General features: G+C 71.0%; 14 protein-coding genes and 1 pseudogene. 8 read left to right on the top strand and 7 right to left on the bottom strand.

Features of this window, described 5'->3' with window-relative positions; genetic code table 11:
* Nucleotides 1-77 precede the first annotated feature (77 nt).
* Nucleotides 78-473 (top strand): Rid family hydrolase, encoded by a 396-nt coding sequence (locus BLW14_RS30675; RefSeq protein WP_093710363.1) that lies wholly within the window; start codon nucleotides 78-80, stop codon nucleotides 471-473.
* Nucleotides 474-497: 24 nt separating this feature from the next.
* On the opposite strand, the gene BLW14_RS30670 is transcribed toward BLW14_RS30675, so the two are convergent.
* Both BLW14_RS30670 and BLW14_RS30665 read right to left on the bottom strand, forming a co-directional pair.
* Entirely contained in the window at nucleotides 498-2,051 is a 1,554-nt protein-coding gene (locus BLW14_RS30670) for an alpha/beta hydrolase (RefSeq protein ID WP_093710362.1), read from the bottom strand.
* Nucleotides 2,052-2,657: 606 nt separating this feature from the next.
* Nucleotides 2,658-3,165, bottom strand: a pseudogene (locus BLW14_RS30665) (ABC transporter ATP-binding protein); the annotation flags it as partial.
* Between the two features lie 222 nt (nucleotides 3,166-3,387).
* Here BLW14_RS30665 and BLW14_RS30660 point away from each other — a divergent pair.
* Together BLW14_RS30660 and BLW14_RS30655 are read left to right on the top strand one after the other, a co-directional pair.
* Entirely contained in the window at nucleotides 3,388-4,599 is a 1,212-nt protein-coding gene (locus BLW14_RS30660) for a sensor histidine kinase (protein WP_093710361.1), read from the top strand.
* Entirely contained in the window at nucleotides 4,587-5,282 is a 696-nt protein-coding gene (locus BLW14_RS30655) for a response regulator transcription factor (protein WP_093710360.1), read from the top strand. The genes BLW14_RS30660 and BLW14_RS30655 overlap by 13 nt, the downstream gene beginning before the upstream one ends.
* A gap of 24 nt (nucleotides 5,283-5,306) precedes the next feature.
* On the opposite strand, the gene BLW14_RS30650 is transcribed toward BLW14_RS30655, so the two are convergent.
* Nucleotides 5,307-5,531 (bottom strand): hypothetical protein, encoded by a 225-nt coding sequence (locus tag BLW14_RS30650; protein ID WP_093710359.1) that lies wholly within the window; start codon nucleotides 5,529-5,531, stop codon nucleotides 5,307-5,309.
* A gap of 235 nt (nucleotides 5,532-5,766) precedes the next feature.
* On the opposite strand from BLW14_RS30650, the gene BLW14_RS30645 reads away from it, so the two are divergent.
* The gene (locus BLW14_RS30645; RefSeq protein ID WP_093710358.1) at nucleotides 5,767-6,492 is read left to right on the top strand and encodes an alpha/beta fold hydrolase; all 726 of its coding nucleotides are present in this window, start codon (nucleotides 5,767-5,769) and stop codon (nucleotides 6,490-6,492) included.
* Between the two features lie 124 nt (nucleotides 6,493-6,616).
* On the opposite strand, the gene BLW14_RS30640 is transcribed toward BLW14_RS30645, so the two are convergent.
* Complete coding sequence (locus BLW14_RS30640) at nucleotides 6,617-7,228, bottom strand: TetR/AcrR family transcriptional regulator (protein WP_093710357.1); 612 nt, start codon at nucleotides 7,226-7,228, stop codon at nucleotides 6,617-6,619.
* A gap of 73 nt (nucleotides 7,229-7,301) precedes the next feature.
* Entirely contained in the window at nucleotides 7,302-7,430 is a 129-nt protein-coding gene (locus BLW14_RS35360) for an LPFR motif small protein (protein ID WP_256332924.1), read from the bottom strand.
* Between the two features lie 184 nt (nucleotides 7,431-7,614).
* Between BLW14_RS35360 and BLW14_RS30635 the strand changes: the two genes are divergently transcribed.
* Both BLW14_RS30635 and BLW14_RS30630 read left to right on the top strand, forming a co-directional pair.
* Nucleotides 7,615-8,223, top strand: coding sequence for a winged helix-turn-helix domain-containing protein (locus BLW14_RS30635; protein ID WP_093710901.1), 609 nt, complete (start codon nucleotides 7,615-7,617; stop codon nucleotides 8,221-8,223).
* Entirely contained in the window at nucleotides 8,223-9,521 is a 1,299-nt protein-coding gene (locus BLW14_RS30630) for an MFS transporter (RefSeq protein ID WP_093710356.1), read from the top strand. Before BLW14_RS30635 ends, BLW14_RS30630 begins: the two co-directional genes overlap by 1 nt.
* 35 nt (nucleotides 9,522-9,556) lie before the next feature.
* On the opposite strand, the gene BLW14_RS30625 is transcribed toward BLW14_RS30630, so the two are convergent.
* Together BLW14_RS30625 and BLW14_RS30620 are read right to left on the bottom strand one after the other, a co-directional pair.
* Nucleotides 9,557-10,276 (bottom strand): 3-keto-5-aminohexanoate cleavage protein, encoded by a 720-nt coding sequence (locus tag BLW14_RS30625; RefSeq protein ID WP_093710355.1) that lies wholly within the window; start codon nucleotides 10,274-10,276, stop codon nucleotides 9,557-9,559.
* Nucleotides 10,277-10,320: 44 nt separating this feature from the next.
* A complete protein-coding gene (locus tag BLW14_RS30620; protein ID WP_093710354.1) occupies nucleotides 10,321-10,617 on the bottom strand; it encodes a hypothetical protein in 297 nt (98 codons plus the stop codon).
* A 105-nt stretch (nucleotides 10,618-10,722) separates the two neighbouring features.
* Here BLW14_RS30620 and BLW14_RS30615 point away from each other — a divergent pair, with 105 nt between their 5' ends.
* Nucleotides 10,723-11,592 (top strand): alpha/beta hydrolase, encoded by an 870-nt coding sequence (locus BLW14_RS30615; protein ID WP_093710353.1) that lies wholly within the window; start codon nucleotides 10,723-10,725, stop codon nucleotides 11,590-11,592.
* Between the two features lie 182 nt (nucleotides 11,593-11,774).
* Nucleotides 11,775-12,797: a right-handed parallel beta-helix repeat-containing protein gene (locus BLW14_RS30610; protein ID WP_093710352.1), complete on the top strand. Its 1,023-nt coding sequence runs from the start codon at nucleotides 11,775-11,777 to the stop codon at nucleotides 12,795-12,797.
* The last annotated feature ends 79 nt before the right edge of the window (nucleotides 12,798-12,876 follow it).

The raw sequence follows: 12,876 nt of genomic DNA, 5'->3' as shown, positions 1-12,876 counted from the left end.
ACGGCGGCCCGTCATGCGACCGGGCGGGATGGTTCCGGGTGGGATTGAAGTGCTTTGCACCCCGGTATACGAACGCCATGACCACTCATGAGATCGGGCCGCGTCTGGTGGACGGGCGGCTGATGTACAACCGGGCCGTCCGGGTGGACGACCCGCGCAGTTGGCTGTTCGTGTCCGGGCACGAGGCGCGCGACGACGACGGTGCCATCGCCCATCGGGGCGATATGGCCGGGCAGATGAGGCTGACGCTCCAACGGCTCGGCGAGACCGTGGCGGAGGGGGGCATGACGATGGCGGACGTGGTGCAGATCCGGATTGCCACCACCGACCTCGCCGCGTGCACCAGCCGGTACGACGTGCTGATGGACGGACTCGCGGCGGTGGGCTGCCGGCCCGCCAGCCTCCTCGCGGAGGTCAGCGCGCTGTCCGATCCGGACATGCTCATCGAGATCGAGGCCGTGGCGGTGCGCTGAACGGGTCTCTCCGACGTACGAACCTCAGGACATGCTCCCCCGGCACACGGTCCCCGGGGGCGGGGTGCGGCCCGTCAGAAGGTACCGGTCGACGTTCTTCGTGACGCAGCGGTTCTGCGGGTAGGTGCCGTGGCCCTCCTCCTCGGCGGTCAGCAGGACGCCGACGCCCTCGCCCAGGGCGCGGGCCATGTGGCGGGCGCCGGAGTACGGGGTGGTGGGGTCGCCGGTGCCGCCGACCACCAGGACCGGGGACGCGCCGTCGGCGTTCACCTGGAGCGTGCTGCGCTCGCCGTCGAACGGCCACTCGAAGCAGAGGTAGACGGCACCGGACCAGGTGGCGCCGAAGACGGATGAGGCGGCCTTGACGCGGGCCTCGTCCTTGTCGAGTTGTTCGAAGCCGTGGCGCAGGCTGGAGTCCGCGCAGGTGATCGCGGTCTGGGCGGCGCGGCTGTTGTCGGGCGGGCTCTCCGAGCGGTCGGCGGAGCCCACGTCGTCCGCCCCCTTGCTCAGCGGACGGCCGTCGTTGTCGTCGATCAGCGCGGTGAGGGCCTTGGCGAGTGCCGGCCACTCGTCGGTGCCGTAGTCGAGGTGGTCGGCGACGGCGTACGCCAGGTCGTAGGCGTCGAGGGTCATGCCACCGCCGGCCGGGGCGGGTTTCTTCTTCAGGCGGTCGGCCAGGCGCGCCATGCGTCGCGCGGCCTCCTCGGGCCCGTCGCCGGTCGGGCAGTGGCGGATGCGGGCCGCGCAGTGCGTGGCGAACCGGTCGAACGCGGCCTGGACCGCCTCTGCCTGCGACACCTGTTCTTCGACGTGGTCCTCGGTCGGGTCGACGGACGCCTCGAGGACGACGCGCCCGACGTGTTCCGGGTACAGATGGGCGTAGACCGCGCCGAGCGCCGTTCCGTACGAGACACCGAAGTAGTTCAGCCGCTCGTCGCCGAGGAGGTAGCGCATCAGGTCGAGGTCGCGCGCGGTGTGCGAGGTCCCGATGTACGGCAGGACCGCCCCGGAGTGCTCGGCGCAGGCCTCCGCACCCTCGTAGCCGGTGTCGTCCGAGGTCTTCCCGCAGCGCACGGGTATGGTCGCGCCCACGCCGCGCGGGTCGAAGGAGACCAGGTCGTAGCGGTCGAGGAGCGGCTCGTACTGATTGAGGAAGTCGGGCAGCCCGCTCACGCCGGACACACCGGGTCCGCCGAAGTTGAAGACGAGCGAGCCGATCCGGCGGCCGTTCGGCCCGGTGGCCTTGCGGCGGATCAGGGCGACGTCGATCGTCCTGCCGTCCGCCTTCCGGTAGTCGAGGGGCGCCTTCATCGTGGCGCAGTCGTAACCCTTGCGGGCGGTGGGCGGCGAGGTGCAGCGGGACCAGTGGAGGTGCTGGCCGGTGGTGAGCGCGGCGGGCAGCCCCGCGGGCGGGTTCTTCGCGGTGAGCTCCGTACGCGGCTCCGCGCTCCGGCCCGTGGTGTCGTGCTTCAGCCAGGCGCCGACGGCTCCGGTCGCAGCGAGGAGGATCCCGGCGACGATGAGCGCACCGGCCGACAGACCCGGTCTGCGGCTTCGTATCGGATCTGCGTCACTCATCGGAAACCCCCGCGCTCCCGTCCCCGGGCGCCCGCCCGTGCCCGCTGCCCGCTGCCCGTACGCTTGTATGCCCGTACGTGTGATCGTCCGGTCGTCGAAGAGTACAAGCCGTGTCGGACAGCACGGTTCGGAGCGCCTCGGGGGCGAGGGCGGCTGTCGTGCGGATGGAGCTTCGGCAAGTCAGCCGGAAGTGCTCGACGTTCAGCCCGAGGTAGGAGGCGACGCGGGCGCCTTCCGGCCAGCGGATCGGTTCGCGCTCCACGATCGAGCTGATTCCGGCTCGCCGCCGGAGTGCGTTCAGTGTCCGTCACCGCCGTGACCTGGATCAATGCCGTGATCCGGAGCCACCGTTGAACCCTGGCTGAGGAATAGTGGGGTGCACGGAGCCGTACGGGGTTCGGGCCCCCGCCGGGACGTCCTTCGACGCGTCGTTCCTCCGAGCAGTCCTGATCATCGTTCGCAAGGAAATCCATGCACCTGTCCAGCCACGCCAGAAACATCGTCATGTGCGCGGCAGCGCTCTCCCTCCTCACCGGATGCGGGGCGGGCCACGGCGCGGGCGGGACCGTCGGGTGAGTCGCGGAGAGGCCCGCCTCATGGACGGACCTGCCGGTGCGGACCGGCGCACGGGAGCGGGGAGTCGTCCGCGCGGTCGCCGAGACCGACGGCCTCCAACACCGTCAACGCCCGCGCGCACGGCGGGGTCCTGGGGGTTCATGCCACGCAGCAGCAGGGGCAGGGCGGTGTTCTCCCCGACGGTGAGCGACGGTACGAGGTTCAGGGACTGGAAGACGAATCCGATCCGGTCCCGGCGCAGGCGGGTCAGCGCCGCCTCGGACAGCCGGGACAGGTCGGTGTGCCCGATGCGCACCGTGCCCGAAGTGGGCTGGTCGAGCCCGGCGGCGCACTGGAGGAAGGTGGTCTTGCCGGAGCCGGACAGGCCCATGACGGCCAGGAAACTGCCCTCCGGGACCACCAGGCTCACGTTCTCCAGGGCGTGGAAGTCCTTCCCGCGGCGCCGATGGCTGCGGGTGACGGAGTCGAGGGTGAGGGCGTGGGCGACCGCCGCGTCCCCGACGGGCGCCGGCGGCCTTCTCCTGATGCGCAGTGCCATTGATTCGCCTTCCGGGCGGGGGCGTCGACCGTGTCGTTCACACGTCCCGCCTCGTCGTTCCGCGGGAAACGGGGGGGAAGATCCTTCCCTGTGGCGACCGTAGGGCCGCGGGCGGGAGCGGCACGAGGGAGCGCCCACCCGCTCCCCGGTTCAGCCAGCACCACGGGGCTCCGGGGAGCGGAGCACACCGACTGCGGACCCACCGCCAACTACGGTGATTCCATGGAGCACTTCACCTCCCGGCTGCAACGGTCCTGGCAGGGGTCCTGCCACCTGTTCTTCGGCCTGCCGGTGGCCATGGCCGCGTTCCTGGGCTGCTTCGCGGTACCGGCCGGGGTGTTCTTCACCCTGTTCCTCATCGGCGCGCCGGCCTGGCCGGAGATCGTACGCACGCTGCGCCGGTTCGCCGGGTACGAACGGGTCCGCGCCGGTGGTTGGCTGGGCAAGCCGATTCCGGAGCTGTATCTGCCGCTGGACGGCTCACCCGGAGACCGGGTGCGGCTGGCGTTCACCGACCCCGGCACGTGGCGCGACGTGCTCTGGCTGCCCTTCGCGACCGTCAGCATCCTCGGCTGCGGGGCGGTCGTGTTGGCCCTGTGGCCCCTGGCGCTGCTCGTCGACGGCACGGCGGCCGTCGTCCACTGGACGAGGAGGCCCGGGAACACCGGGCACGACGGCGCCGCTCCCCCGCCCCCGCGCGCGCTGCTGCTTCCCGCGTTCGAAAAGCTGGCCGACGCCCAGGCCCGGTGGACGGCCGCGCTGCTCAAGCCGTCGCCCTCGGCGAAACTAGGCCAACGCGTCGCGGAGCTGGCCGAGTCCCGGGCCGGTGCCATGGAGTCCCACAGCGCCGAACTGCGCCGCATCGAACGCGATCTGCACGACGGGGTCCAGGCCCAGCTCGTGGCGCTTTCCATGCGCGTCGGGCTCGCGCGCCAACAGGTCAGGAACGATCCGGATGTCGCGGCGGAGTGGCTGGCCGAGGCCCAGGAGGAGATCGACGCCACGCTCGCGGCGCTGCGGGGCATCGTCCGCACGGTGCACCCTCCGGTGCTCACGGACCGCGGTCTGGCCGGAGCGGTGCGCACGCTCGCCGTTGCCGCGGACATCCCGGTCGAGATGAATCTGGCGGCGGTGGAGAACGGCCGCCGGCTTCCGGCAGCCGTCGAAGCCGCCGTGTACTTCGTGATCGCGGAGTGTCTGACGAACATCCGCAAGCACAGTGGCGCGACCCGGGCCTCGGTACGCTTCACGCGGCCCGACGGGTCGCTGCACGTCGTCGTCACCGACAACGGCCGCGGCGGGGCCGAGGAACACGGCGGAAGCGGGCTGCTCGGCATACGCCGCCGGGTCGCCGCGCTCGACGGAACGACCGAGATCACCAGCCCTCCCGGGGGGCCGACGAGAATGAAGGTGGAGCTGCCATGCGGATCCTGATCGCGGAGGACAACGCGCTGCTCCGGGAGGGGATGACGCTGCTCCTGACCCACAACGGCCACGAGGTGGTGGCGACGTGTGTGGCGGGGCCCGAGATCATTCCGTCCCTGCGACGCACCCGGCCGGACGCGGCGGTGCTGGACATGCGGCTGCCGCCGAGCTTCCGCGACGAGGGCCTGCGCGCGGCGGTCGAGGCCCGGCGGGAGTTCCCCGAACTGCCCCTGCTCGTGCTGTCGCAGTACGTCGAACAGGCCTACGCGGCAGAACTGCTGGCCCTCGGCGCGCGCGGGATCGGCTATCTGCTCAAGGACCGGGTCGGGCGGGTGGAACAGTTCCTGGAGGCCCTGGAACGCATCAGCGAGGGCGGCACCGCCCTCGATCCCGAGGTGGTCAACGAGATCATCCGGCAGAAGGCGTCGACGCGGTCGCTGGAGGAGCTGACGGCGCGCGAACACGAGGTGCTGGGGCTGATGGCCCAGGGGCTGGCCAACGGGGCCATCGGGGAAAAGCTGTTCATCACGGAGCGAGCCGTCAGCAAGCACATCCGGGGGATCTTCGACAAGCTGAACCTTCCCGCGGAGGGCACCAGCGTCCACCGCCGGGTCCTCGCGGTCCTCACGTACCTGGGCAACGACATCTCCGGCACGGCGTCACGGGAAGCCCCGCAGAACGGGCGCCGGTAGCGTCAACTCCCCCCGACGGCCCGCTCAGCTCGTGAATCGCCGCCGGCGGACGACCGCCCAGATCACCGCGATCGCGTCCAGGGCGAACCCAGCGCACATCACGGCGGTGTAGGTGCCACCGTCCACGGCGTGCGAGATCACGGACGTGAGCATGGCGCCCACGAAGAACAACAGGAGCGGCGGCACGAACCACGCTCCCGTGGCCTTCCGGGAGCGGTGATCGTCGTCGTAGTCGGTCGAGCGTGCCATGAGAACTCCCATTCCACCCGCGCTCGTAGCGTCACGCGGTCCTCCGCGTCGTCCCCTCCATGCTGCCCGGCCGGACCGTGCGGGTCAGTGCATCGCACACCCGAACCGGGGTGAAGCCTGCACCACCGTCCGCGGTTCCGCACCGGCCGAAGAATTCGCCGTCCTCGACCAATCCGGATTCCCGGGTGCGGCGAAATACAGGTGAACAGTCCCTGGCATGCGTAAGGATCAGGAGATGGCCTTCCCCGACCACGTGAACGGCAGCGGCGAGAGCACCGCTTTGAGCCCCGTCCGCGGCCTACGCGCGATGCGGCGCGCCCGAGCCGCGGTGCTTCTGCTGCACGGCGGGCGCGCCGAGGCGCTGGAACCTCCTGCGATGCTCAACCTCCCCGCGCTGCGCATGAGGCCCTTCGCCGCGAGCATCCGGCGGGCCGTCGCCCACGAGGACGTTTTCGTGGGCCGCGTCCACTACCTCCACCGCGGCTGGAACGGCGGGAACGCACATCCCGTCGCGGACACCCGACGCGCTCTGAGTGAGTTGTACGAGGCCGTGGGCCCCGTTCCCGTGGTGCTCGTCGGCCATTCCATGGGTGCCCGGGCGGCCCTGCGGGCGGCCGACGACCCGCAGGTGAGGGGCGTGATCGCGCTGGCCCCGTGGTGCCCGCCGCGCGAGCGGGCCCCGCACCTGGGAGGCCGTACGGTGATCGCCCTGCACGACGAGGCCGACCGGATCACCCGCGCCGGGGACACCTGGGGCTATCTCTCCCGCGCCCGGGCGGCCGGAGCGCAGGTCCACGGGCTCCGGATGCCCGACGGGGGTCACACCATGATCCGCCACGCCCGCCGGTGGCAGCGCGTCGCCACGGAGGCGACGACGGCGCTCCTCGGGCTCACTCCTCTTCCCGCCCCGCTCGGGGAAGCCGGCGCATGGGACGGCCGGCCGGTCCTTTGGAGGCCCTGACGCTAGAGCCGGCCGGGCGGCAAGTGGGCCATCAGGGCCCCTCGTCGCGGCTGTCGGCGGGCGGTTGCACCGGGCGAGAAAGAGGACCGCCAGGGCCGTCACCCTCACACGGTTTCCCGCACGCTCACTCGGCGCTCCCCGAGACCGCACCGTAGAGGAAGACCTCCACCAGCTCCCGCGGACTCAGATCGGGCTCGTCGTCCGTACGCCGCTGGGTGAAGAGGAGCCCGAAGAAGAGGGCCGCGATCTGCTCAGGGGACCGGCGCAGGGTGTCCCTCTCCGGCTCAAACAGCTCCGCGAGCGCGGAGCGGACGCGTGTCGTCGACTCGTTGCGTCCCGCGCCGCGTACCGGGCCGGGGTGCTTGCCGCCGCCGTGACCCAGCGAGCCGAGGATCGCTGCCATCCTGTTCATGTGCGCCTGCAGCGCCTCGGCCGCCTCCACGAGCCGGTCGGGCAGCGGCTGGAAAACGTCGATGGCGTCGAGCTCGCGGATCGCGTGGTCGGGTGAGAGCGCCTCGGCCACACACGACTGCATCAGTTCGTCCTTGTCGGCGAAGACACGGAAGATCGTGCCCTCTCCGATGCCCGCGGCGCGGGCGATCTTCGCGGTGGTCACCGCGGCACCGTACTCGGCGATCAGCGGGATCGCGGTCTGGATGATCATCGTGCGCCGCTCGTCCGGCGACATGGCGGGGGCGCGACGGCGCCTCGTCCCGTTCTCCTTGGAGGTGGTCATGGAGACGACGATATGGAGTGAGTGCTCACTCCGTCAATGAGTGAGCACTCACTCCGTTGTCCGGTTCATGCGTTCAGTGGTGACCGTGGGCGGTGCTCGACGCACCGCCGAAAAGTCGGGCGACAGCCCGGAACGGAAGCGTGACAACCGTGGCGATGGCACCGCCGACGGAACGAAGCACATCCGCTATGGCCTTCAGCATGGGAAACCTCCGTTCGATGACACCCCCTCCCGGGGTGCTCTATCCACCCGCGTACCCAGGCACTTTCCGGAAAAACGCGGCCGGGGCACGGCGGCGAGGGAGGCGGCCACGTATCTGGCCGGCATCGACGGACTGATTGCAGAGAACTCTATGCAGAGTGTCCTCTGCAACCTACTCTGTGGGCATGACAGACGAAGCGGAGCAAGGCGCGGCCGCCGCCCGGCGCAAACCCGTCCGGCGCATCGACGCCCGCAGCCTGCGGGGCCTGGCGCACCCCTTGCGCATGAACATTCTCGAAATGCTGGCCCTCGACGGGCCGTACACGGCCACGGGGTTGTCCGCGCGCCTCGGCGAGAACACCGGCACGGTGAGCTGGCACCTGAGGCACCTCGCCCAGCACGGGTTCATCGAGGAGGAGACGGACCGCGGGACCAAGCGCGAGCGCTGGTGGCGCGTCGTCGAGGACACCAAGATCCTGGAGACCTCCGAGTTCCGGGACGACCCCGACACCAAGGGCGCCCTGTCGGTCTACATGCACGAGCTGGTGCAGCAGTACTTCAGCCGGGTCACGCACTACCTGAGTGAGGACTGGGACGCCGAGTGGCACCGTTCCGGCACCATCTCCGACTGGTGTGACCTGCGGATGACGCCTGATCAGCTCAAGGCGCTCAACGCCGAGTTCATGGAGGTGATTGCGCGTCACAAGGTCACACCGGACGCCGAGGAGGCACCGGGGGCGCTGCCGGTCATCGTGCAGATCCAGTCGTTCCCCCGCAAGGAACGGGACAACTGATGAGCGACGGGATACGAGTCGGTCTGCTGCGTCGGCACCGGGATTTCCGTCTGCTGTGGTGCGGCGAGGTCACGGGTAAGTTCGGCTCCTCCGTCCGGGCCGTGGCGATGCCCCTGATCGCCCTCTCGACCCTGCACGCCAGCACCTGGGAGGTCGGGCTGCTGAGCGCCTCGGCGTGGCTGCCGTGGCTGCTCATCGGCCTGCCGGCCGGAGCATGGGTCGACCGGATGCGACGCAGGCCCGTCATGTTGAGCTCCGCGGCCGTCTCCTTCCTGTTGTTCGCGCTGATCCCGGTCACGTCCTGGAGCGGTCATCTGAGCGTCGCGCTGCTGGTGGCCATCGCCCTGCTGACCGGTACCGCGGCCGTGTTCTTCCAGACCGCGTACACCGCCTACCTTCCCAGCATCCTGGACCCCGAGGACCAGCCCGAGGGCAACGCGAAGCTGCACGGCAGCGCGTCCGCCGCGCAGATCGGCGGTCTCGGCTCCGCCGGCCTGATCGTGCAGGCGGTGGGTGTGGTCAACGCGATGTTCGCCAACGCGGCGACGTTCCTCGTCTCCTTCCTCTGCATCGCGAGCATCCGCAGGAGCGAGCCGCGCCGCGAGCGGAAGGCCGACCGCCCCGCGGCTCTGCTGAGCGAGGTCGGCGAGGGCCTTCGGCTGGTCGCCCGCGACCCCTGGATCCGCACGCTGATGTTGTTCGGGGCGTCCTCCAACCTGGCCCTCATGGGGTACCAGTCGATCCAGGTCGTCTTCCTCGTCGACACGGTGGGCCTGGCGCCCGGTGCGGTGGGCGGGCTCATCGCTGTTTCCAGCACGGGAGGTGTCGCCGGTGCGTTCGTCGCCCGCCGCCTCGCCGACCGTGTCGGGACCGCGCGCGCGATGCTCATGTTCGAGCTCGGGTTCGCGCTCTTCGCACTGCTGATCCCGACCGCGTCCGAAGGGGTCGGGCTGGTGCTCTTCGCGGCCGGCGGGTTCTGCGTGGCGGCAGGTGTCGTGGCCGGAAACGTGATCAAGTCGAGCTTTCAGCAGCGCTATTGCCCGCCGGAGCTCCTCGGGCGCATCACGGCCAGCACGGCCTTCCTCAACTTCGGGACGATGCCCCTGGGTGCTCTGCTCGGCGGCTGGCTGGGAACGGCTTTCGATCTGCGTACGGCCATGTGGATCACGACGGCGGGAGTGCCCCTGGCCGCCCTCGTCCTTCTCTTCTCCCCCATCGGCCGCACCCGCGACCTGCCGACGGCTCCCGACGCCACGGACACCTCGGCCACGGCACACTCCCAGCCGTCGCCGTCGTAGGTCGTGTCCGCAAAGTCGCGTCCCGGCGAGGTGGGTCACGGCGTGGCGTGGATGATCCCGTGTGCCGCGCGGACGAGGGACGCGTTGTCGGCGGCGGATTCGCCGTCGGGGAGGTGGAGTACGTCTTCGAGGCCTATACGGGTGTGCAGGCGGCGGGCGGCCGCGAGGCGCAGGACGGGCCAGGCTGCGGCGTCCTCGCCGTGCAGGAGGATCGGCGCGGCCGCCGGCCGCAGTGCCTCCAGCAGCCCGACGGCGGCGTGGAGCGCGTCCTGCGCGCCGGTCTCGGTGACCTCGGCCAAGACACGGAGGACCCGGCGGGATCCGGACCAGGCGAGAAACCGTTCGGCCGCGGGGGTGCCGGAGTAGATGCCGGCTTCGACGCCGATGCCTCGGTCCAGCAGGGCCCGGGCCACCTCGGCGGCGCCGTCCTCGTGCCAGTTCACCGACGCGTGGTCGGGCAGTACGGTCCAGGACCGGACCTGGGCGGCACGTACATACGGATCCGGCACCGCCCACGCACCCGTGGTGACCCCCACCGCGACGCCCGGCACAGCGGCCCGCACCGCGCTCACCGCGGCGGCGACAGCGGTCGCCTCCAGCGTGTCCCGCGCGTCGCCGTCCTTGGGATGCAGATGGACGTCCGCGGCGCCGGCGGCGACAGCCTCACGAGCCGCCACCGCCAACTCGGCTGCGGTCAACGGCAGATGGGAGCACTCGGCGCGGCCACGGGCACCGTTGAGGCAGACCTGGAGCATGCCGTCATGGTCGCAGACGGCGAGTCGCGGCCCCCGCAACTGTCTCAGGCGTGTGCCTGGCGCGGCTGCGACGCCTTGTGGGGGGCGGCGTGGTGTGCGGGCCGGTACGTGGTGCGGCCCGCGAGGCGCCGCAGGGACACGGCGGCGGTGATGAGGAGGCCGGTGAAGACGGTCAGCAGGATGGCGGACACCCACATCTGACGGCTTCCGGGAGCCTGCCAGCCGGTCCAGGCGACGGACGCCGCCCACAGCAGTGCTCCCACGGCGTAGAAGGAGCGTGCCCGGTGGAGCTGCCGCAGGGCCCGCAGGAACTGGATGCGCTCGATCTTCTTCGGTGCCATGCGCACCCGTGTACCCCGATGTCCCGGAGTCATCGGGGCGTTTCCGGAACCGGCCGGTGTCACCGCGACCGATGAGTTTCCGGGAGGGAGCGGGTCTGCACAGGTATGAAGACCCACACACTCGAAACGCCCGGCGCCGACCTCGCCTACGACGTGCGCGGCCCCCTGCCGGCCTCGGACGGACGCCCGCCGCTGTTCATGATCGGTTCACCCATGGACGCCTCCGGCTTCGCCACCCTCGCCGCGTTCTTCCCCGAACGGACCGTCATCACGTACGACCCGCGCGGTCTCGGGCGCAGCATCCGCAAGGACGGCCGGGTGGACCACTCGCCGCAGACCCAGGCCGATGACGTGCACGCCGTCGTCGAGGCCCTGGGCGCCGGGCCGGTGGAGATGTTCGCCAGCAGCGGCGGAGCGGTCACCGCGCTCGCGTTCGTCGCGAAGTATCCGCAGGACGTGACCACCCTGGTCGCACACGAGCCGCCGCTCATCACCCTCACCCCGGACGGCCCTGCGGCCGTACGGGCCCGGGTCGCCCTCCGGGACACGTACGAGAAGCAGGGATGGGGGGCCGGGATGGCGGCGTTCATCGCGATGACCTCGTGGGAGGGGGAGTTCACGGACGCGTACTTCGCCCAGCCGCCGGCCGACCCCGCCGCGTTCGGGATGCCCACGGAGGACGACGGCTCGCGGGACGACCCTCTGCTGTCCGACCGGTCGTGGGCGATCAGCGACTTCCGGCCGGACGCGGATGCGCTGGCCGCCGCGCCGGCCCGCGTCGTGATCGCCGTGGGCGAGGAGTCCCGGAACGTGCAGACGGGCCGTACCTCGGTGGCGACCGCCGAACTGCTCGGACAGTCCGTCACCGTGTTCCCGAGCCACCACGGCGGCTTCTGCGGCGAGGAGTCCGGATACGCGGGTAAGCCGGAAGAGTTCGCGCGGCGCCTGCGGGAGGTCCTTGAGGACGCCTCGTAGACCGCCGGTCCTGTGCGACCGGTGCCGATGCCGGCTCACTGCACCGGTCGCACAGGACCCTCGCTCCGCTGCGGGCACCCCCTTGACGCCCACCTTGGTCCAGTCCAATCTGGGCACCCATCACAGTGTTGTGTCCCTGCCAAGTTGGTGGCCCCTGCGGTCGCCCGACCGGAGGTGCCGCCATGTTCCACGTCCTCTCCCCCGCCGGCCCGCCCGCGCGGCGGAGGCAGCGCGCCGCTGTCGCCGCCGCGCTCGTCGCTGCCGGGCTGCTCGGCATGTCCGGAGCCGCGTCGGCGGACGTCCCGGCCGCGGCCTCCGACGGGACGACGGTGCGGGTGACGAACGGCAAGGAGCTGAAGGCCGCCCTGGCCGCCGCCGTACCGGGCCGGACGATCGAGCTGGCCGACGGCTCCTACGTAGGGAACTTCAAGATCACGACCGGCGGCACGTCGAGCGCCCCGATCACCCTGACCGGCTCACGGGCCGCCGTGCTGACCACACCGTCGGGGGGCGGCAACGGGATCCAGCTCACCGCCGCCCCGTACTGGGTGATCAAGGGCATCACCGTCACCGGCGGCCAGAAGGGGATCATGGTCGACGCGTCCGACCATGTCGTCGCCGACTCGGTCGAGATCCACCAGACGACCATGGAGGGCATCCACTTCCGGACGTCGAGCAGTTACGGGGTCGTCAGGAACTCGTTCATCCACGACACAGGAACGTCCGGGAACGGGATGGGTGAGGGCGTGTACGTGGGGACGGCCAACACCCTCACGGATGCCAGCGACCACGTCCAGATCGTCAACAACCGCATCGGTCCCGGCGTCGGCGGCGAGAACATCGACATCAAGGAAGGCACCAACGGCGGCCTGATCTCCGGGAACACCTTCGACGGCGACGGCCTCACGGGGGCCAACTACGACGACTCCTGGGTCGACATCAAGGGCAACGGCTACACCGTGGAGAACAACCGGGGAACGGGCACGACCAACGACGGCTTCCAGACGCACACCCAGGACCCGGGCTGGGGCTGCGGCACGGTGTTCCGCAACAACACCGCGGACCTGACCGGTGCCACCGGCCCCACCCGGTTCGCCATCGACGTGACCAACTACGACCCGGCGAACTGCCCCGTCACCATCACCCCGGACAACCGGGTGACCGGGGGCGCGGGGCTGGTCAACCCCGGCATCCCCGTCAGCTGACCGTCCGGACGGCCTCGCTCGCCCGGGCGGTGGGCCGGGGAACGCGAGCGGTCTGCGCACGGCGCTGCCGGGATTTCCC

Source organism: Streptomyces sp. 2131.1 (genome assembly GCF_900105515.1).
Lineage (GTDB): Bacteria > Actinomycetota > Actinomycetes > Streptomycetales > Streptomycetaceae > Streptomyces > Streptomyces drozdowiczii.
This window is presented reverse-complemented; position numbering and strand designations above follow the sequence as displayed.

Excerpts from the sequence above, each read along its gene's own strand:
- BLW14_RS30610 (WP_093710352.1), top strand. The coding sequence starts at position 11,775 with ATGTTCCACGTCCTCTCCCCCGCCGGCCCGCCCGCGCGGCGGAGGCAG.
- BLW14_RS30645 (WP_093710358.1), top strand. The coding sequence starts at position 5,767 with ATGGCCTTCCCCGACCACGTGAACGGCAGCGGCGAGAGCACCGCTTTG.
- BLW14_RS30635 (WP_093710901.1), top strand. The coding sequence starts at position 7,615 with ATGACAGACGAAGCGGAGCAAGGCGCGGCCGCCGCCCGGCGCAAACCC.
- BLW14_RS30650 (WP_093710359.1), bottom strand. The coding sequence starts at position 5,531 with ATGGCACGCTCGACCGACTACGACGACGATCACCGCTCCCGGAAGGCC.
- BLW14_RS35360 (WP_256332924.1), bottom strand. The coding sequence starts at position 7,430 with ATGCTGAAGGCCATAGCGGATGTGCTTCGTTCCGTCGGCGGTGCCATC.
- BLW14_RS30620 (WP_093710354.1), bottom strand. The coding sequence starts at position 10,617 with ATGGCACCGAAGAAGATCGAGCGCATCCAGTTCCTGCGGGCCCTGCGG.
- BLW14_RS30615 (WP_093710353.1), top strand. The coding sequence starts at position 10,723 with ATGAAGACCCACACACTCGAAACGCCCGGCGCCGACCTCGCCTACGAC.
- BLW14_RS30630 (WP_093710356.1), top strand. The coding sequence starts at position 8,223 with ATGAGCGACGGGATACGAGTCGGTCTGCTGCGTCGGCACCGGGATTTC.
- BLW14_RS30640 (WP_093710357.1), bottom strand. The coding sequence starts at position 7,228 with ATGACCACCTCCAAGGAGAACGGGACGAGGCGCCGTCGCGCCCCCGCC.
- BLW14_RS30660 (WP_093710361.1), top strand. The coding sequence starts at position 3,388 with ATGGAGCACTTCACCTCCCGGCTGCAACGGTCCTGGCAGGGGTCCTGC.
- BLW14_RS30675 (WP_093710363.1), top strand. The coding sequence starts at position 78 with ATGACCACTCATGAGATCGGGCCGCGTCTGGTGGACGGGCGGCTGATG.
- BLW14_RS30670 (WP_093710362.1), bottom strand. The coding sequence starts at position 2,051 with ATGAGTGACGCAGATCCGATACGAAGCCGCAGACCGGGTCTGTCGGCC.
- BLW14_RS30625 (WP_093710355.1), bottom strand. The coding sequence starts at position 10,276 with ATGCTCCAGGTCTGCCTCAACGGTGCCCGTGGCCGCGCCGAGTGCTCC.
- BLW14_RS30655 (WP_093710360.1), top strand. The coding sequence starts at position 4,587 with ATGCGGATCCTGATCGCGGAGGACAACGCGCTGCTCCGGGAGGGGATG.